Origin of the sequence: Lysobacter sp. 2RAF19, from assembly GCF_052115395.1 — a bacterium.
In the GTDB taxonomy this organism is placed as follows: Bacteria; Pseudomonadota; Gammaproteobacteria; order Xanthomonadales; family Xanthomonadaceae; genus Noviluteimonas.
Genome location: NZ_JBFRGO010000001.1, coordinates 282896 through 300695 on the forward strand (window position 1 = coordinate 282896; position 17800 = coordinate 300695).

Sequence of the window (17800 nt, forward strand, 5' to 3'; positions counted from 1 at the left end):
CCGTCAACCCTTCGACCCGTTGAGCGGCGTGAGGTTGTCGCGGGCGTCGAACAGTTGCCGCCAATCATGACGACCGCGTTCCGGTGGGTCGTACGCTGTTCCGTCATCGCGTGTGCTACCCACCGACAGTAAACCTGCACGCCGCGGGCTTTGTCGCGAATGCGGCAACAGTCGAAGCGCGCGGCGCGCGGATTGGCACATGGCGATGCAAGCCCGCCAATGCGTCGATGCGTCGCGGCTGCGGTTGGTGAGCATGATGGCGTGGGCCCGGTCGGTCTCATGGATCAGGCGACACAGGTCGATCATCGCGCCCACATCGGACTGCGCGAAGTGACCGATTGGCACACTGGAAAATTCGCGATTCCATATCGCCCGCAGGTCTGCCGGCAGGTCGGCGGGTGGTGCGACGCGGTTCGGGTGTATTGGCTCGGAGCGTTTGCGGCTCATATCGATTCTGGGTTTCCGAGTTCGTGGCCATTTATTCTTTCGGCGGGTGGGCGTCCGGTTGCGCCGCAATCGCAGAATTTCATTAGATCCCCCCCCGGCTGTTTCGCCCCGTCGTCGACGGCGCGGCCGTGGTCAAGTTGTTAGCGTTGACGGCCTACGGCACGCCTTCGCGGACCATTGCTTGAAGCTTGGCCAGCTTGGCCAGCTTGGCCAGCGTGGCTGCCCGTTCGACGTCGCTGTTGGCTGACCCCGACCCGTTTGTCTGCGCCGGAGCGAGGTCCGCGTCCTGGTTGGCGTCCAGACAAACAGAAACATTTTTAGAAATAGGATCAAAAGCAGAATCAGAAACCGGCGACCTTGGCGTGTCCTGCGTTTGTGCAGGGTTGGTCCTTGGCGTGTCCTTGGCCAATCCTTCCGCTGGATGAGGCGGTGTGGTGCTGGCTGCTTCGCGGGGATGTGGGCGTTGATACTTTGCAAAAGTAGGCATCCAGAAGTATTTACGACCCTCCACCTCGTAGCGGTGGATGTAACCCACGTCGGCTAACACGTCGAGGTCAGGTCGCAGGTCGTCGTCATCAAACGGGAACAGGTCGATTCGGATGCGTTCCGGACAGTCCTCCATCCGGCCCTCGCGGTCCGCCATCGTCGGCAAGCCGACCACAAGCAGGCGCTGGCGCGGGCTGAGCTTCGCAAGCACCACGTCGCGGAATATTTCGGGATTGACCAGGCGGGACTTCATGTCCGTCACCCCGCCGACGCGCGGTCGCGTTGATCCACCGCGCGCGCCGTGGACGGCTCATCCGCATCGGGTGGCTCGCCGATCAAGTTGAGGTCGCGCCCGCGCCACGCAGTCAGCTTTCCACCGAACTTGACACCCTTTGGAAAGCGGCCCGACGCGACGCCCTGGTACCACGTGCTTCGCCTGATCGGGAAAGGTCCGTGACACGCGTTTCGCGCGTCGTCGATGATCTCGGGCAAGCGGTAGAAGCGGTGCGGTTCGAACAGCATTGTCGGTCTCCGAAGGACCGGCGCGCGACGTGCGCAGCGGTCCGTTTCGCTCCGCGCGGGTCCGCGGAAGTCCGGGCAAGGCTTGTCGATTCAGTGTTCCGATTCCAGCGATTCGGGACAGTAGGGGGGTCAGTCCTGCGGATAGTCTTCGCGCAGGATCCGCCGCACGTATGACGGATCGGTGCCGGTTTCTTTCGCGACCTTCGCGGCCGTGCCGGGCTCGTGCAGGTCGCCCGGGTGCACCTCGTTCAATGCGGTCTTGATCTTCGCGCGCGCGGCCGCGGGGTAGGGATGCTTGGCAGGTCCTTTCCGCCCGTGACCCTGCGCCGCCTCGTGCAGGAGATCGTGTTCCACGTGCAGCAACGCCAACATGTGTTCGCGAACGAGGTCCCATAGACCGGGCTGGACGGTGAAGCCCCGCAGCGTCGCATTCGTGCGAAGTCGCGATAGCTCTGCCATAACGACTCCTTCTAGCGGGTCAGAGGGCGGCCAGTCGATGGAGACGTTGGTCATCGTTCCCGGCTCAACCCTCGGGCAATCGTCTGCGACGCGCACGCGATAGCCGGCCGCCGTGAGCGGGTCTCTGCGCTTCTTAGTCACGCGCCCGCGCCTTCGTTGGCGTGTCGACGAACGTCGACCACGCGGTCATGAGCTGCCGACGCTTGTCCAATGCGGTCTTGCGGCGATATGCCGCGGCGACCTTGTCCTTCAACTTGTGCGCGAGCGCGAGTTCGGCGAGATTCTCGTCAAAGTCCGTGCAGTCGCCGACCCAGTCGCGGAACGTCGACCGATAGCCGTGCACGGTCAGGTCGGCGTAAGCCGGGTCAAGGTCTTGAAGGCAGTTCAACACCGCATCCGTCGACATGGTCGGATTCTTCCGGCCACCGCCGGGGAACACGTACACGTCGGACAACTTCGGTAGCGACTCGATCAACTCCATCAGTGCCGGAAACAACGGCACCTCGTGATCCCGACGCTGCGACTTCGGGCCCTTCATGCGATGCGCGGGTATCGTCCAGACGCCCGCCTTGAAATCGAACTCGTCCCAACGTGCGCCAACGACTTCGCCGGCGCGAAGGGCGGTCAAGATCGTCATGCGCAACGCGCGGGCTGCCTGCGAATCCTTCGCTATGATCTTCGACATGCATTCGGGCATGTCGGCGTAGGGCAGGGCCTCGCGATGTTCGACCTGCTTGATCGCGCCCGGCTTGGCGAGAAGGTTTTGGAGGTGACCGCGCCAGCGGGCGGGGTTGTCGCCATAGCGATATTTTTTCGCCGTGGCCCAGTCGATCACCGCTTCAATGCGCTGACGAACGCGCGACGCGGTTTCCGTCTTCGTCGTCCATATCGCTTCCAGCGCCGCCAGCACGTCGTCCGTGGTGATTGCGGCCACGTCCATGCCGATCAACCGCGAAGCGTGCGTCGTGACGCTATTCAGCCACTGGGCTTTGTGCTTTTCGTTCTTCCAGGCATCGGCCCGGCTGGCGATGTACTGCTCCAAACACCAACCGAAGGTGCGGCGTTGTGCCGCGGCTTCGGCTGCGCGGGCCCGCGCGCGCTGTTCACGGTCAATGGGGTCGATTCCGCGGGAGAGCAGCTTTCGACAGGCCTCAGCCTTGCGCCGGGCTTCCGCCAGCGACACGACCGACAACGCGCCCAACCCCTTGTCGCGGTGTTTGCCACTGGTGCGGGATCGATAGCGGAACACCCACGAACGCGCGCCAGAGTCGCTGACGAACGCGTACAGCCCGCCGCCGTCATTGAAGCGGCCTGGTCGGGTGAGCGTCCGCAGCGCGCGGTCCGTCAATCGGTTGGTCAAACGGGTCATGGAAAGGATCGGGGGCGGAGCTGCTCCCTACCTCGTTCCCTACATCAGCACCGGATTGAGCCGGACTATACCGGACAGGCGCGGACGTGTTCGGACCCTTGATTGTCGGACTTTCAGGAACTTTCCGGACGCCTCGGACGATGGCAGACTTCGGCGGAAGAAAAACGGCGGTCACTCCCTCCGCCAACCGCGCGCAATCCCGGAGACCGATGCCACATTCGCACCGACGCCCCCAGGTCTGCGTGCTCGGAAGCGCCGAGCCCGGATCGGACGCATACGCGCTGGCGAGCGAAGCAGGCGAACTGCTCGCGCGACTGGGCATCACCCTGGTCAGCGGTTGCGGCAGCCCCGCGACACGGGTCGCGGCCGAGCGCGCCATCCAGGCGGGCGGACTGGTCGTCAGCATCATTCCGCCCGATGAAATGCCTGCACCGGACTGGCCCGCCACCGTCGTGATCCCTTGCGGCATGGGCGACGCGCGCAATTTGCTGATGGCGCTGTCGGGCGATGCGTGCATCGTGGTCGGTGGACGCGCGGGCACGATTTCCGAGGTTTGCCTTGCGTGGCTGCACAAGCGTCCGCTCTTGCCGCTCCAGGGGTGTGGCGGTTGGTCCGATACGTTGGAGGCGAATCCGCCGGACGAACGACAAAACGCGCCGATCTTGCCTTGGAATTCAATCGCGCAGTTGGAAATGCGCCTTCGCGCGCTCGGGTTGGTTGGCCAGGCAACCGATCCGGTGGCTACGATCGCCTGACACAACTTCGGCGACGGGGCGCGCTACCATCCGCGCCTGGTTCCGCTCCCCCCGGACTGCATGACCGCATTCAACATGGCCTACGGCGATCTGCGGATCGTCGTCGTCGAGGACGACGACACGCTTCGCGACGACGTGCTCGTGCCACGCATGCGTGCCTACGGCTTCGCGCTGGTGCCCATGCGCACCGCCGCCGAGTTGGACGCCAGCTTGCTCCAGGCGCCGCCGCAAATCGTGTTGCTCGATGTCGGATTGCCCGACGCCGATGGCTTCACGCTCGCACGTTCCTTGCGCGAGCGTTGGCCCGCCATGGGCATCGTGATGCTGACCGGGCGCGGCGAAACCGAGGATCGCATCCGCGGGCTCACCGAGGGCGCGGATGCCTATCTGTCCAAACCCATCGATCTGGGATTGCTTGCGGCGACCCTGCACAGCGTCGCGCGGCGCGTCCAGCCATCGCGCGTTGCGGCGCACGCGCCGTCATGGCGCCTGGAGTCGGAGGGTTGGTGCCTGGTGAGCCCGGCCAACGCGAGCATCGCGCTGAGCAAGACCGAACGCCGTCTGTTGCGGCCCTTGATGTCCCGGCCCGGCCGCATGATGACGCGCGAGGCGATCATCGCGGAGCTCGCGCCCGACGCGCACGACTTCGATCCGCATCGCCTGGATTCACTGATCCATCGGCTGCGCCGCAAAGTGATGAAGACCTCGGGCGAAACCTTCCCGCTGATCTGCGTGCACGGCGAGGGTTACGTCGTCGGCTGATCCGATGCGCGCGGCAAACGCACGCGAACCGTGGTGCCGTGGCCGACCGCGCTGTCCAGCGACACGGTGCCGCCCGCCCGTTCCACCACGCTGCGCGCCGTGGCCAGGCCCAGGCCCGTGCCGGACCCTGCGGGCTTGGTGCTGAAGAAAGGTTCGAATGCGTTCGCGACATCGTGGGCCGACATGCCGTGCCCGGTGTCGGTGAATGCGATCTCGACGTGGTCGCCTTCGACGTGGACCACCACATGCAGTGCGCCGCCGTCGGGCATCGCATCGCGCGCGTTGGTCGCGATGTCCAGCGCGACGAGTTCGAACTGGCTGCGATCCACGCGCACGGGCGCCTGATCGGGGAGGGCATGGAGCGTCAGCGCGATGGAACGCGGCAGCAGCCGGCGCAACATCGGTTGCATGTCGGTCAACAATCCGCCGGCATCGAGCATGACCAAGCGTTCGTCATCGCGGCGCCCGAAACACAGCAGGCGCCTGGCGAGCTCCACGCCTTTCTGCGCGGCGGCGTCCACGCCTTCCAGCGCATCGGCCATGTCGCGCGCGATCTGTCGTGGATCGTCTCCGATATCGTCGATGCGATGGCGCGCGTCGGCGTAGCCCATCACGACACCGAGCACATTGTTGAAATCGTGCGCGACGCCGGCGGCCAGGCGCCCCATCGTTTCCATTTTCTGCGCATGGAGCAGCCGCGCCTGCATGCGTTCGCGCTCGTCGATTTCCTGTTGCAATGCGCGGCGGTGCGCCTCTGACTCGCGCAGGGCGACGCGCAGCGCCGTGATGCAGCGATCCAGCACGAGCACGATCACGAAGTAACTGAAGGCCGCCGACGGCGCGAAATGGAAGGCCGCGATCGGCGACTGGCCGGAGGCGGCGAGCAGCGCTGCGTCGGTCGTGAATCCGGCGAGGAACACGAGCATCAGCACGCCGAACACCGTCCACAACGCGCGCCTTCCCAGCACCAGGCCGCCGATGGCGAGCGACAGCATCTGCCCGGTCTGGTCGACCGCGACGCGTTGATACCCCAACTGCGCATGCGTCACGAACAAGGCCAGCAGCAGCGAGGCGAGGAATGCGGCGACCGCGATGCGGAATGCACCGCGGCGGATCAACGCGATGCCGACCAGCGCCGTGAGGACGGTGATCAAGTCCATTCCCGCGAGCAGCAGCATTCCCGGGACGACGTGCATCGACGAGAAGTGGATTGCCCAGCTGATGGGCAGCGTGATCGCCATGAACGCGAACAGCGCCTGCATCGTCGGCGCATTGCGTCGATCGATTGCGTCGGCGATGGGAACCTCGGCAAGCCAGCGCACGCCATGGGCCGCGAACGACGGCATCGTCGGGAACATCGCGCGAAGGGAATCGGTCGTCATGGAGGCGTGCTTGGTCGACGGTGAGATATGCGTGAGATGTTGCGGAGATGGCGTGCGTGACAAGTCATCGAACCGAAAAGTAGTGTTTCCCGGCTGGAAAAATGAGGTTTGCGTCGCACGGAAGCATTGCACGAACACACACATCACTCACGCTTCGCAGGGGAACACCGCACATGCTCCGCATTGCACCACGCACGCTCGCCGCACGCCGCGCCATTCCGATCGCCATCGCCCTCGCACTCACGGCGCCGCCCGCGTTCGCGGTCGATCCTTCCCCTGGTACGACGCAAGTCGACAAGAAAGCTACGTCGCTCGCGGGCGCGCCGGATGCACTCCAGGCGCAATCCCTCACGGCCGCGCAGGACTACTTCGACGCCGATGGCGCGGGCGACGGCAGTGATGCCGCTGCCGCCGATGGTCTGAATTCGACCGCGGCCGGCGCATCGAGCGTGGCGAGCGGCACCAATGCATCGGCCTTCGGCTACGGCAGCGCCGCGCTCGGCGACGACAGCACCGCCGTGGGTCCGCTCAGCCTGGCGATCGGGACGGGGTCTTCGGCTTTCGGTTTCGGCACCACCGCGCTCGGCGACTACAGCACCGCGATGGGCTATGGCTCGAACGCCTCGGGCTTCGCGTCGCTCGCGCTCGGCTACAACGCGAGCAGCAACGGTGCCGGCGCGATCGCGATCGGCACGGAGGCCACGCTCACGGTGGCGATCGGGCAGGGCGATGCCTTGTTCGTGACGCGCGCCGATGGCGTGTTGTCGACCGCGCTGGGCCCCGGCGCGCAAGCCGATGGCGACGCATCGGTGGCGATCGGGCCGGGCGCGCAGGCGACCGATCCGGTCGCGGTGGCCATCGGTCATCGCGCGCAGGCCACGACGGTGTCCGTCGCGATCGGCAACTTCGCCATCGCCGGCGATTACCTCAGCACGGCGATGGGCAGCCAGGCCGAAGCGCGCGCCTATTACTCGACGTCCATCGGTGGCGCCAGCACGGCAGAAGGCATGTTTTCGACAGCCGTCGGTGCGCAGTCCTACGCGCACGGCATCCAATCCACCGCGGTCGGCATGTTCGCGCACGCATGGGACGATCTCTCGATCGCCTTCGGCAACGCCGCGTATTCCGACGGGTACGCTTCGATTGCCGTCGGTTACCAGGCGCACACCTGGGGCGATGGCTCCATCGCGATCGGCAAGCTCGCCACGACAGGCGGCGATCGCCCCCCGCAAGCCCCGCCGCCGCCGTGCGATCCCAACGATCCCGATTGCAGCAGCGGCCCCGGCATCCCGGGAGGACCCGGCGGTCCGCAACGACTCGAGCAGCCCATTTACGCCATCGCGTTCGGCCAGGGCGCGCAGGCCTTCGGTTTCGGCAGCATCGCGTTGGGCTACAACAGCCTGACGTTGAGCGAGAACGCAGTTGCGCTCGGCGCAGGCTCGCTCGCCGATCGCGACAACGCGGTCTCCGTCGGCGCCTCGCAAAGTTGGATGCGGAGCGATGGTTCGACGGTGGCGGGCTTCACGCGCCAGATCATCAACGTGTCCGCGGGCACGCAGGACAACGATGCGGTCAACGTCGGGCAGGCGCGGCAGGTCGCGTCGATGTTCGGTGGCGGCGCGTCATTCGCGGGCGGCATGATGCAAGCGCCCGTGTACACGATCCAGGGCGGCAGCTACGGCGACGTCGGCAGCGCATTCGCCGCCGTGGACGCGAAGTTGTCGAACCTGCAGCAGGCGGTCGACGGCATCGGCAATCCGCCGAACGATCCCACCGATCCGACTGACCCGACCGATCCCACGACACCGGGCAGCGGCGAGGGCATCGGCTACGACGACGCGGGCCACGGCAGCGTCACCCTCGGCGGCACCGGCGGCACGCAGGTGAAGAACGTGGCCGACGGCGTGGACGGCCGCGATGCCGCGAACGTCGCGCAGATGGACCGCGGCGATGCCGCGACGCTTGCATCGTCGCATCAGTACACCGATGCCAGCGCGACGCGCACGCTCAACAGCGCCAACGCCTACACCGACCAGCGCCTGGCCGCCTTCAACGATCAGTTCATCGACCTCAGCCGCGAAGTGGATCGCCGCCTGGATCGCCAGGACCAGCGCATCGACCGCATGGGTGCGATGAGCGCGGCGATGATGAGCATGTCGATCAACGCCTCCAACGCACGCAGCGAACGTGGGCGACTCGGCGTCGGCGCGGGCCTGCAGAACGGCCAATCCGCGTTGTCGATCGGCTATTCGAAATCCATCGGCCGCGCGTCCTTCAGCCTGGGCGGGTCGTTCTCCGACGGCGACAGCGCCGCCGGCGTCGGCTTCGGCATCGACCTGTGAACACAAGGAACGCACGCATGAACGTCCTCACCCGCACCACCCTGTGCGTCGCCCTGTGCGGCACGGCCTTCCACGCCGGCGCGATCCAGGTTTCGTCCGCCAACAAGCAGCGCGCAAGCGTTTCGACGAGCGCGGCGCGCTTCACGCCCGACATCACCCGCACGCCGACGTCGTTCTCGCGCTTCATCGTGAAATCGCGCACGGCGCTGGCGCCGGAAACGCTCGTGGCCAGCGCCGCACAACGTGCAGGCGTCCGTCAATCGTCGACCGCGTTGCTTTCGATCCGGCGCGTCCGCGCACTGGGGCAGGGCGCGACGCTGGTGCGCAGCTCGCGCGCGCTGTCGATCGCCGAACGCGACGCATTGCTCGCGCAACTGCGCAGCGACCCGAATATCGCCTGGGCCCAGGCGGACACCATGAAGTACCGCATGGACACGGTGCCCAACGACACGCACTTCGCGACCTTGCAGTGGGACTTCACGAATCCGGTGTCCGGCATCGGCGCGCCGCATGCGTGGGATACGACCACGGGCGTCGGCGTCGTGGTGGCCGTCATCGACACCGGCTTCGTCGATCACTCCGACCTTGCCGCCAACCTCGTGCCCGGTTACGACTTCATCAGCTGGTACGGGCAAACCGAAGACGGCACGGCGTATCCCGACGTCGCCGGCGACGGCAACGGGCGCGACGCCGATGCGCACGATCCCGGCGATTTCCTCACCGGCCAGGAACCCTTCTGCGGTGGCGAGGTTTCGGACAGTTCGTGGCATGGCACGCACGTCGCCGGCACCGTCGCGGCCGTGACGAACAATGCGCGCGGTGTCGCGGGCGTGGCCTACGGTGCGAAGGTGCAACCGGTGCGCGTGCTCGGTCACTGCGGCGGCCTGACATCGGACATCATCGATGGCGTGACGTGGGCGTCCGGCGGCGATGTGCCGGGGGTGCCGCGCAATCCGACGCCCGCCGAGGTCATCAATCTCAGCCTCGGCGGCTCGGGTGCATGCAGCGACGATCCGGCGATGCAGGACGCGATCGACGGCGCGGTGTCGCGTGGCACGACGGTGGTCGTCGCGGCCGGCAATTCCAACGTGGACGCCGCGCACTTCTCGCCGGCCAGTTGTCGCAACGTCATCACCGTGGGCGCCACGGGCGTGGATGGCGCGCGTGCGTGGTATTCCAACTACGGCGCGACCGTGGCGCTTGCCGCGCCCGGCGGGAATGCGAGCACCGGCGATGCACCCGATGAGGCGTGGATCTGGTCGCTCGGCAACAGCAGTCGCACCTCGCCGGTGGCGAGCCCCGCCGGCGATGTGGTGCTGGCGCACATCGGCACGTCGATGGCCAGTCCGCACGTCGCCGGCGCCGTTGCGTTGATGCAGAGCGCGTCGGTCGCGGCCGGACATGGGGCGCTCACGCCGGACCTGGTGCGCGCGGTGTTGCGTGCGAAGGCCAAACCCTTCGGCGTGCAGCCCGCTGCAGCGACGCCGATCGGCGCAGGCATCCTCGACTTGCCGGCGATCGTCGCCGTGGCCGCCGCCGGTGTCACCGAACCCGACCTCGCCGTTCCGCTCGCGTCCCGCGCACCGGCGACGGCGCAGACCATCGGAAACGGCGAAGGCCGCCTGTACCGCATCACGATTCCGGCCGGCGCATCGCAACTCAACGTGCGCACCTACGGTGGCGGCGGCGATGTTTCGCTGTACCTGTCGCGCAGCGTGGTGCCGACGACGACCACGTACGGATGGCGCTCGGCGCACCTGGGCACCACCGAAGCGATCGTCCTCCCGCGCCCGGTCGCAGGCGACTATTTCTTGCGCGTGCAGGGCGAACAGGCCACCTCGGGAGTGGCGGTGCTGGCGACGTACTGAACGTTGTACCCCTGATGTCGCGATCCTTGGGCCGTGCAGGATGCACGGCCCTTTTTTTCGTCTTTTCGCGTAAGCAGCGGCATAGCACTCCAGCGCGAACGGAGGACGCCGATGTACTCCCACACGCTGCACCAGTACTGGGGAATGGACCTGCTGGCGGTGAATGCGTTCATCGGGTTGAACCTGTTGGGCGCCTTGCTCCTCGGCATGTTGGTCGGCTACGAACGTTCCTACCAGGGGCGGGCGGCCGGGATGCGCACGTATGGATTGGTGTGCATGGCCTCCACTGCGCTGACCGTCATGGTGGGCTTCGCGCCGTACTGGTACGGCACGTTGAACGCGCATGCCGTGGCCGATCCCACGCGCGTCGTGCAGGGCATCGTCACCGGCATCGGGTTTCTCTGCGCCGGCGTCATCGTGAAAGACGGCCTGAGCATCCGCGGCCTGACGACCGCCGCTTCGATCTGGGCGGTATCCGCGGTCGGCATCCTGCTCGGAACCGGCTTCTACGCAGCGGCATTGCTGCTGGCGCTGCTGTGCGCGGCCTCGATGTCGTTCCTGCAGCGCATCGAGATGCGACTGCCGGGGCGGGCGTCGCTGGATGTCACGATCAAGTTCTGCGCGGCGTTCGAGCCGAAATTGGGCGAAGTCGTGCGCAACGGCGAAGCCCGCGGCTATCGCGTGATCCGGGAGAGCCTGAGTATTTCCTTCAGCGACAAGCAGGCGATCTGGCGATTCGACGTGGTGGCGCTCGAGCGTTCGCGCGCCGTGTCGCCGGCGCACATCGCCGAAGAACTCTCGAAAGATCCCGACATCGAAAGCTTCAGCATCACGCCCGTTCGCCACTAGCGCGCGCGTTCGCAATCGCCCGCGTGGGTGAGCGCACCGCACCGACGGGCCAGAGTAGATTTTCCCGCTTCGCCGCCGGGAGTCCGCCATGGCCATTCGACCGTACGCTTGCTTCGTCCTTGCCTGCGCAATCCTGCTTCCCGGCGTTGTGCTGGGCCAGGATGCACCCAGCGAAGCGGCGAGCAAGCCCTACGACGGAATGCCGAAGATCGCCCCCATCGGCGTGCGCATCGCGAAGTACGCCGATGTCCCGGAAAGCGCCAAGGGCCCGCCGGTGGATGCGGCGAAGGGCTATCGCCTGCAGGATCTGGGCGATGGCTTGTACATGATCACCGACAACGCCAACCAGTCGATGTTCCTGGTGTACGACAAGGGCGTGGTCGTCGTCGACGTGCCACAAACCTATGCGGCGAAGATGAAGCAGGCGATCGCCGAAGTCTCGGACAAGCCGATCACGCACATCATCTACAGCCATGCGCACAAGGACCACATCGGCGGCGCCGGCAGCCTCGGCGGCCACCCGATCATCATCGCGCAGGAAGAAACCAAGAAGCTGCTCGAGCGCGACAAGGACCCGGATCGCCCGCTGCCCACGGTCACCTTCAAGGACAAGTACACGCTGAATGTCGGCGGAAAGGTGCTCGAACTGTCCTACCACGGCGGCCCCGCGCATTTGCCCGGCAACATTTTCATCAGCGCGCCGAAGCAACGGGTGCTGATGGTCGTCGACGTCGTCTTTCCCGGATGGATGCCGTGGCGTCGATTCGCGATCGCCGAAAGCGTGCTCGGCTCGATCGCGCAGGCGGAGGAAATCGCGAAGCTCGATTGGGACACCTTCATCGGCGGCCACGTGACGCGAAGCGGAACGCATGCCGACGTCCAGGCCCAACTGGACTTCTACCACGACCTCAAGCAGGCGGCCGCCGATGCGCTCGGATCGACGAAACCGGGCGAGGGCGTGGATCCCGGCGACATGGCCAACCCGTGGGCGGTCTACGACAACTTCATCGATCGCGTGGTGGTGAAGTGCGTGAATGCGATCACCCCGAAGTGGCAATCGCGCCTGGCCGCGTTCGATGTCTTCGCGTGGGACCAGTGCTTCTCGATGGAGCAGGTGCTGCGCATCGAATAGCGTTGTCGGAGGAATCGCAAATGGCCAAGGGCTACTGGGTGATCGCGTGGCGATCCATCTCCGACCAGGCGGCCGTCGGGCGCTACGTCGCGCCCGCGACCGACGCGATCGTCGCCGGCGGCGGCCGCGTCATTGCTGGCGGAGAACCGGCACGGGCCTACGAAGAAGGCCTGCAGGCGCGACTGGTCATCGTCGAATTCGACAGCCTGCAGGCGGCCATCGCCGCGTACGAGAGCCCCGCCTACCAGGCGACGTTGCCGCACCTGGTCGGGGCCGCCGAACGCGACGTGCGGATCATCGAGGGCATCGAGCCCGCGCCGCCCGCCTGATCGTCACTTGCGCAGGAAGGCTTCGATCACCCGCACGGCCTGGTCGGTTTGCTCTTCCATGATCCAGTGGCCTGCGTCGGTGATCACCGCGCCTTCGACGTTGTCGGCGACGGTGGCGACTTCGGTCTGCATCGATGCGCCATAAGAATGATCGCCGCCGATCGCCAACACCGGCAATTTCAACTTCCCGCCTTTCGCGAACAGCGCCTGGTTGTCCTTGGCGTCCTGCGCGAACGCGCCGAACTGCCCGCTGGTCGCATCATGGATCGCCCCCGGGCGCGCATACAGCGCGGCGTAGTGCGCGCGCGTGGCTTCATCGATGCCGGCGGGATTGGCGGACATGTCGTTGTAGAACCGATCCAGCAGGATGCGCTCGCGGCCCGCGACGAGGCGTTCGACATCCGGCCCGCGGAAATTGAAATGCCAGACCTTGGGGTTGAGCAGTTGCTTGTCCCAGCTGCCCAGGCCCGGGAGCGGTGCATCGATCACCACCCATTTGGTGACGCGCTGGGGAAACTGCGCGATCAATGCGTAGCCCACCATGTTGCCGATGTCGTGCGTCACCAGCTGCACCTTGTCGACCTTCAATGCATCCAGGATGCCGGCCACGTCCCGCGCCTGCGCGGCCTTCTCGTAGCCACCATCCTGGTGCGACGACAGGCCCATGCCGCGCAAATCAGGAACGATCACCGTGTGGTCCTTCACCAAACGCTCGGCGAGGGGTTGCCACATGTCGCCGGTGTCGCCGAAGCCGTGCAACAACAACACCGCCGGACCGTGCCCGCCGACGCGCACGTATTGGGTGCCGCCGGTCACGGCCATGTCGCTGCCGTGGAAGGCCGCGGAGTAGGGATGGACTTCGGCCAGGGCGCGACCGCTTGCGCTCAGGCCCAACAGCAGAGCCAGCAGGCCGATGGCGTGCAGGCGGGAAAGGGAACTCATCGGTGACGCCCTCGTTGGGATGGCCTTGCGAATCTAGCGCACGGAGCGCTGTTCCTCCCAACCGCCGCCCAGCGCCTGGTACAGCGACACCACCGCCGACAGACGATCGGCGCGCACCTGGATCAGTGCGATTTGGCCGGCGAGCAGGATGCGCTGCGCATCCTGTTGTTCCAGGTAGGGCGAGTAACCGGCGCGATAGCGGTTGATGGCAAGTTGCAGGGCGGCGGATGCTGCGTCGCGTTGTGCGGCGGTCGCGGTCTCCTGTTCGTCGAGGCGTTCGATCGCCGCAAGCGCATCCTCCACTTCGCGGAACGCCACCAACACCGTGCGGCGATACGTGTAAGCCGCCTGGTCGCGCCGCGCCGCGGCTGCATCGGCCTGCGCATGCAATTTGCCGCGCTGGAACAAGGGTGCGAGGATGCTGCCGCCCACGGCGAAGACATCGATGCCGTTGCGCAGGATGTTGGAATCGGCGTGCCCGCCGGACGCAGTGATCTGAAGGCGCGGCATGAAGGCGGCACGCGCTGCATCCAGGCTCTGGTCCGTGGAGGCGAGTTGATGCTCGGCCTGGGCGATGTCCGGTCGCGCGCGCAGCAGCGCCGAGGGAACGCCGACGGGAGGAACCACGGGCATGCGCAGCGCGATCAGTTCGCCGCCGCGATGGATATCGCCGGGCTCCAGCCCCAGCAGGACGCGCAAGCCATCTTCCTGTCGCGCGATCGCCAATTGCGTCGCGGGAATCAGTTGTTCTGCGCCGTGGTAGTCGGTCTCGGCCTGGCGCAATTCCAGCACCGAGCCATAGCCGGCGTCCGCGCGCCTTCGCGCCACGCGCACGGTTTCGCCGCGGGTCTCCAGGGTTTCGCGAAGCAGTTGGAGGCGCGCATCCAGCGCGAGCAGCGTGACGTAGCCGCTGACGGTGGTGGCGATCACCGCCAGGCGCAGCGTTTCCCGCGCATCCTGCGTTGCGAGCAAGGCTTCGCGGGCCGAACCGGTGGTCGCTGCAAGACGTCCGAACAGATCGACTTCGTAGGCGGCGGAGACCAGGCCTTGGCCGTACGTCGAGTCCAGGCCGCGTCCGAATGCGCTCACCACGCGTTGGCGCCCGCCGGCGAACCCGAGTGCGACATCGGGCCCGGCCAGGCCGCTCGCGTAACGATATTGCGCGCGCGCTTCGTCGACCCGCGCGGCGGCGACGGCGAGGTCGATGTTCCGGTCGAGCGCGGTGGCGACGAGCGCATCGAGCGCCGGATCGCCGAATCCCGTCCACCATTGCGCATCGATGTGCGCCGCGTTCGCCGGCACGGTGGTGCGCCATTGCGAATGTGGCACGACGGCGGCGGCGGGCGGCGTTTGCGGTCGCGGTCCCGCGCAGGCCGCGAGCAATGCAGCGCATGCCGCGGCCGCGATGCGCTTCACCGCCCGATCTCGACGTGCGTGACCACCGACATTCCCGGGCGCAGGCGTTCCAGGCCTGCCTGGCCCGGATCGATGGCGATGCGGATGCCGATGCGTTGCGGCACCTTCACGAAATTCCCGGTCGCGTTGTCGGGCTTGAGCACGGCGAACTCCGAGCCGGCCGCGGGCGAGATCCGTTCGACGCGGCCGGTGAATTGCTTGCCATCCAGCCCGTCGACCGTGAAGCGCACGCGTTGCCCCGGTGCGATGCCGGCGGCTTGCCGTTCCTTGTAGTTCGCGATGACCCATCGGTCGACCGGCACCAGCGCGAGCAATTGCACGCCATTGGTGACGTACTGTCCGAGGCGCACGCCGACTTCGCCGATCTGGCCCGTTTCCGGTGCGCGTACGATGGTGTTGCCGAGGTCGATCTGCGCCAGGTGCAACTGCGCTTCCGCGGCCTTCACCTGCGCGACCAGCCCGTCGCGCCCGACATCCACGGTGCGCAGATCTTCGTGCGCGATTTCGCCGCTGGCGATCGCCTGCTGCACGCCGGCTTCGGCCTGTCGCAATGCGGCGGCGGTCTGGTCGCGTTCGCGGATCGAGATCGAACCGTCGCGCACCAGGTCGTCGGCGCGCGCCATGTCGGCGCGTGCGCGCAGCAGTTGCGCACGCGCATTGGCGATGCCGGCGGCCTGCGACTGGATGCCCGCGGCACGCGATGCGTGCGCCTGCGTGCTGTTGGCGAGCGCGGCGCGCTGCGCGGCGAGATTGGCGATCGCCTGCTCCACGCGCGCGCGATAGATGCGATCGTCGATCCGAACCAATTCATCCCCGGCGCGCACTTGCGCATAGTCGCGCACCTTCACGGCCACCACGTAACCGCTGACCTGCGGTGCGATGAACGCGATGCGACCGCGCACGTAGGCGTTGTCGGTGGTCTGCACGCCGCCGCCGAAGGGCCACAGGTCCCAGGCCGCGAGGATCGCCAGCACCGCGACGATGGCCGCGACGACGGTGACCACGATCTGCCATCGACGCAGCGGCGGCGGCCGCCACACGGGCGGCGAGGGCGCCGATTGTGCAGGCGGTGGAACGGAGGACGGTTCGGTGCTCATGTCGTCGAGGCCAACGCAGCAAGGCGTTCCCTGCGGGCGCGCAGGGCGATCAGGTAAGCGACGTACAGTCCGGTCGCTCCGCCGAGGAATGCGACGACCTTGAACACCACGTCGTAGGCGAGCACGGCCGCTTCACGGTTGAGCGCCTGGGTGAGCAAGGCGCCGCCGCGCGCGATGCGCAGGTTGGGGTCGATCACGCTGGGCGCCAGCGCCGACGCACCGCCCTGCAATCGCGCCGCGACCTGCGGATCGCTGGCGACCAGCCGTTCGGACAGCGCTTGCGCATGCGCGCGGGTTTCGTACTGCTGGATCGTGCCGAGCATCGCCGAGCCGGCGAGGCCGCCGACGTTCTGCGTCAGGCTGAACAAGACGATGATGCTGACGAACAAGTCCGGCCGCCGCGCGCCGAGCATGCGCGTGAAACCGAACACCAGCGCCGGGCCCACGAACAGGCTGGTGCCGAATCCGATCAGCGCCTGGCTGAAATAGAGCTGCTCCGGCCGCGTCAGATTGCTCGCATCGCTGTCGAGCCACGCGCCGAGCGCGATGATCCAGGCGGCGATCATCACCTGGTAGGGAAGCCGGGACATCGAGAGCGTGAAGCCTGCGGTCAGCATGCCGAGCACCATCGCGGCCAGCACCCAGAGGAACAGGATGCGCAGTTGGTCGTTGGTCAGTCCGCCCGAGGTCAACAGGCCGACTGCACCGTAGGTCTGCTCGGCCAGCGCCAAGCGAACGAGCACCGCGACTGCGGCGAATCGCAGGATTTCGCGGCTGCCGAGCCACGCCATGTAGAGCAGCGGTTGCGCGCGCGATCGTTCGAGGAGGACGACCACCGTGAGCAAGGCGACGAAGGCCACGAGCATCCATCCCAGCCATGGCGTGTCGGTCCACCACACGACGCGACCGAGCCCGAGCACGCCGCACAGGCAGAAGATCGCCGGCACGAGGACGGCGATGGTCACGTAATCCAGTCGCTCCAGCCCCGGCTTGCGATCGGTCGGTGGAAGCGGCAGCACCGAGCTGAGCACCAGGCAGAGGCAGGCGCTGCCCAATTCGATCAGGTGCAGTCCGTGCCAGGCATCCTGCGCGAGAAGTTCGACCGGAAACAGGCGCGCGATCGGCGTGGCCAATTGCGGCAGCACGATGGCCATGGCGAGCGCCGAGGGCCGCATGTTCGCAGGCATGGCCTGCAGCAGCGAATACAAGGCCAGCGTCGTCAGGCCAGCGGCGGCCATGCCACTGGCGAAGCGGATCGCGATCGCCGCGGTGTAGCCGGGAAACGCGAACTGCAGCAACGCCATCGCCGCGTAGAACAGGATCACGGCGCGCGTGATCGCGGGCACGCCGAAGCGGAAGCGTGCGCGGATGAGCATCAGGTTCGCGCTGGCGTTGGCCGCAACGGCGACGGCGACCAGCCAATTGGCTTGCACCGTGTCCCGGCCGATGCCGCCGGCGAGGGCATTGACGTTGACGTTGACCAGCGCATTGCCCAGCGACCCCAGCACGCCGATGCCGACCCCGAGCGCCGCATAGGCCACGCGCCTGCTGACCGGATGCCAGGGCGTGTAGGGCCCGCCCGGTACGATCGGGTATTCCTCCGGCTTGAATCGATACGGGTCGAGTCGGGCGTCGGACATCGG

At 66.9% G+C, this 17800-nt stretch carries 17 protein-coding genes; 7 read left to right on the forward strand and 10 right to left on the reverse strand.

Features of this window, described 5'->3' with window-relative positions; translation table 11 throughout:
* Positions 1-3: 3 nt before the first annotated feature.
* The 5 genes from AB4059_RS01515 to AB4059_RS01535 form a co-directional block, all read right to left on the reverse strand.
* Entirely contained in the window at positions 4-447 is a 444-nt protein-coding gene (locus tag AB4059_RS01515; RefSeq protein ID WP_498975960.1) for a hypothetical protein, read from the reverse strand.
* Positions 448-601: 154 nt separating this feature from the next.
* Positions 602-1186, reverse strand: coding sequence for a hypothetical protein (locus tag AB4059_RS01520; RefSeq protein WP_498975962.1), 585 nt, complete (start codon positions 1184-1186; stop codon positions 602-604).
* A 5-nt stretch (positions 1187-1191) separates the two neighbouring features.
* Entirely contained in the window at positions 1192-1455 is a 264-nt protein-coding gene (locus tag AB4059_RS01525; RefSeq protein ID WP_498975964.1) for a helix-turn-helix transcriptional regulator, read from the reverse strand.
* Between the two features lie 129 nt (positions 1456-1584).
* Positions 1585-2055: a hypothetical protein gene (locus AB4059_RS01530; RefSeq protein WP_498975966.1), complete on the reverse strand. Its 471-nt coding sequence runs from the start codon at positions 2053-2055 to the stop codon at positions 1585-1587.
* Positions 2048-3283, reverse strand: a complete 1236-nt coding sequence (locus AB4059_RS01535) for a tyrosine-type recombinase/integrase (RefSeq protein WP_498975968.1) — start codon at positions 3281-3283, stop codon at positions 2048-2050. Before AB4059_RS01535 ends, AB4059_RS01530 begins: the two co-directional genes overlap by 8 nt.
* A gap of 140 nt (positions 3284-3423) precedes the next feature.
* Between AB4059_RS01535 and AB4059_RS01540 the strand changes: the two genes are divergently transcribed.
* Both AB4059_RS01540 and AB4059_RS01545 read left to right on the forward strand, forming a co-directional pair.
* Positions 3424-4038, forward strand: coding sequence for an SLOG cluster 4 domain-containing protein (locus tag AB4059_RS01540; protein ID WP_498975970.1), 615 nt, complete (start codon positions 3424-3426; stop codon positions 4036-4038).
* 60 nt (positions 4039-4098) lie between these two features.
* Positions 4099-4800: a response regulator transcription factor gene (locus tag AB4059_RS01545; RefSeq protein WP_498975972.1), complete on the forward strand. Its 702-nt coding sequence runs from the start codon at positions 4099-4101 to the stop codon at positions 4798-4800.
* Here AB4059_RS01545 and AB4059_RS01550 read toward each other — a convergent pair.
* Positions 4785-6182: a sensor histidine kinase gene (locus tag AB4059_RS01550; RefSeq protein WP_498975974.1), complete on the reverse strand. Its 1398-nt coding sequence runs from the start codon at positions 6180-6182 to the stop codon at positions 4785-4787. The genes AB4059_RS01545 and AB4059_RS01550 overlap by 16 nt on opposite strands.
* A gap of 173 nt (positions 6183-6355) precedes the next feature.
* On the opposite strand from AB4059_RS01550, the gene AB4059_RS01555 reads away from it, so the two are divergent.
* The 5 genes from AB4059_RS01555 to AB4059_RS01575 all read left to right on the forward strand — a co-directional run bounded on the left by AB4059_RS01555 (position 6356) and on the right by AB4059_RS01575 (position 12702).
* Positions 6356-8524 (forward strand): YadA-like family protein, encoded by a 2169-nt coding sequence (locus tag AB4059_RS01555; RefSeq protein WP_498975976.1) that lies wholly within the window; start codon positions 6356-6358, stop codon positions 8522-8524.
* A 17-nt stretch (positions 8525-8541) separates the two neighbouring features.
* Positions 8542-10392, forward strand: coding sequence for a S8 family peptidase (locus AB4059_RS01560; protein WP_498975977.1), 1851 nt, complete (start codon positions 8542-8544; stop codon positions 10390-10392).
* Between the two features lie 111 nt (positions 10393-10503).
* Complete coding sequence (locus tag AB4059_RS01565; RefSeq protein ID WP_498975979.1) at positions 10504-11241, forward strand: MgtC/SapB family protein; 738 nt, start codon at positions 10504-10506, stop codon at positions 11239-11241.
* 88 nt (positions 11242-11329) lie between these two features.
* Complete coding sequence (locus tag AB4059_RS01570; protein WP_498975981.1) at positions 11330-12373, forward strand: MBL fold metallo-hydrolase; 1044 nt, start codon at positions 11330-11332, stop codon at positions 12371-12373.
* A 20-nt stretch (positions 12374-12393) separates the two neighbouring features.
* Positions 12394-12702, forward strand: coding sequence for a DUF1330 domain-containing protein (locus AB4059_RS01575; RefSeq protein WP_498975983.1), 309 nt, complete (start codon positions 12394-12396; stop codon positions 12700-12702).
* Between the two features lie 3 nt (positions 12703-12705).
* On the opposite strand, the gene AB4059_RS01580 is transcribed toward AB4059_RS01575, so the two are convergent.
* From AB4059_RS01580 to AB4059_RS01595, 4 genes are read right to left on the reverse strand one after another with little or no spacing between them, the layout of a single operon-like run.
* On the reverse strand, positions 12706-13644 hold the full coding sequence (locus AB4059_RS01580; protein ID WP_498975985.1) for an alpha/beta fold hydrolase: 939 nt from the start codon (positions 13642-13644) through the stop codon (positions 12706-12708).
* 33 nt (positions 13645-13677) lie between these two features.
* On the reverse strand, positions 13678-15060 hold the full coding sequence (locus AB4059_RS01585) for an efflux transporter outer membrane subunit (protein ID WP_498975987.1): 1383 nt from the start codon (positions 15058-15060) through the stop codon (positions 13678-13680).
* Positions 15057-16157 (reverse strand): HlyD family secretion protein, encoded by a 1101-nt coding sequence (locus AB4059_RS01590; RefSeq protein ID WP_498975989.1) that lies wholly within the window; start codon positions 16155-16157, stop codon positions 15057-15059. The genes AB4059_RS01585 and AB4059_RS01590 overlap by 4 nt, the downstream gene beginning before the upstream one ends.
* Positions 16154-17797: an MFS transporter gene (locus AB4059_RS01595; RefSeq protein ID WP_498975991.1), complete on the reverse strand. Its 1644-nt coding sequence runs from the start codon at positions 17795-17797 to the stop codon at positions 16154-16156. Before AB4059_RS01595 ends, AB4059_RS01590 begins: the two co-directional genes overlap by 4 nt.
* Between the last annotated feature and the right edge of the window lie 3 nt (positions 17798-17800).

Coding starts and splice junctions, on each gene's coding strand:
- AB4059_RS01515 (WP_498975960.1), bottom strand. CDS start 447: ATGAGCCGCAAACGCTCCGAGCCAATACACCCGAACCGCGTCGCACCA.
- AB4059_RS01520 (WP_498975962.1), bottom strand. CDS start 1,186: ATGAAGTCCCGCCTGGTCAATCCCGAAATATTCCGCGACGTGGTGCTT.
- AB4059_RS01525 (WP_498975964.1), bottom strand. CDS start 1,455: ATGCTGTTCGAACCGCACCGCTTCTACCGCTTGCCCGAGATCATCGAC.
- AB4059_RS01535 (WP_498975968.1), bottom strand. CDS start 3,283: ATGACCCGTTTGACCAACCGATTGACGGACCGCGCGCTGCGGACGCTC.
- AB4059_RS01540 (WP_498975970.1), top strand. CDS start 3,424: ATGGCAGACTTCGGCGGAAGAAAAACGGCGGTCACTCCCTCCGCCAAC.
- AB4059_RS01545 (WP_498975972.1), top strand. CDS start 4,099: ATGACCGCATTCAACATGGCCTACGGCGATCTGCGGATCGTCGTCGTC.
- AB4059_RS01550 (WP_498975974.1), bottom strand. CDS start 6,182: ATGACGACCGATTCCCTTCGCGCGATGTTCCCGACGATGCCGTCGTTC.
- AB4059_RS01555 (WP_498975976.1), top strand. CDS start 6,356: ATGCTCCGCATTGCACCACGCACGCTCGCCGCACGCCGCGCCATTCCG.
- AB4059_RS01560 (WP_498975977.1), top strand. CDS start 8,542: ATGAACGTCCTCACCCGCACCACCCTGTGCGTCGCCCTGTGCGGCACG.
- AB4059_RS01565 (WP_498975979.1), top strand. CDS start 10,504: ATGTACTCCCACACGCTGCACCAGTACTGGGGAATGGACCTGCTGGCG.
- AB4059_RS01570 (WP_498975981.1), top strand. CDS start 11,330: ATGGCCATTCGACCGTACGCTTGCTTCGTCCTTGCCTGCGCAATCCTG.
- AB4059_RS01575 (WP_498975983.1), top strand. CDS start 12,394: ATGGCCAAGGGCTACTGGGTGATCGCGTGGCGATCCATCTCCGACCAG.
- AB4059_RS01580 (WP_498975985.1), bottom strand. CDS start 13,644: ATGAGTTCCCTTTCCCGCCTGCACGCCATCGGCCTGCTGGCTCTGCTG.
- AB4059_RS01590 (WP_498975989.1), bottom strand. CDS start 16,157: ATGAGCACCGAACCGTCCTCCGTTCCACCGCCTGCACAATCGGCGCCC.
- AB4059_RS01595 (WP_498975991.1), bottom strand. CDS start 17,797: ATGTCCGACGCCCGACTCGACCCGTATCGATTCAAGCCGGAGGAATAC.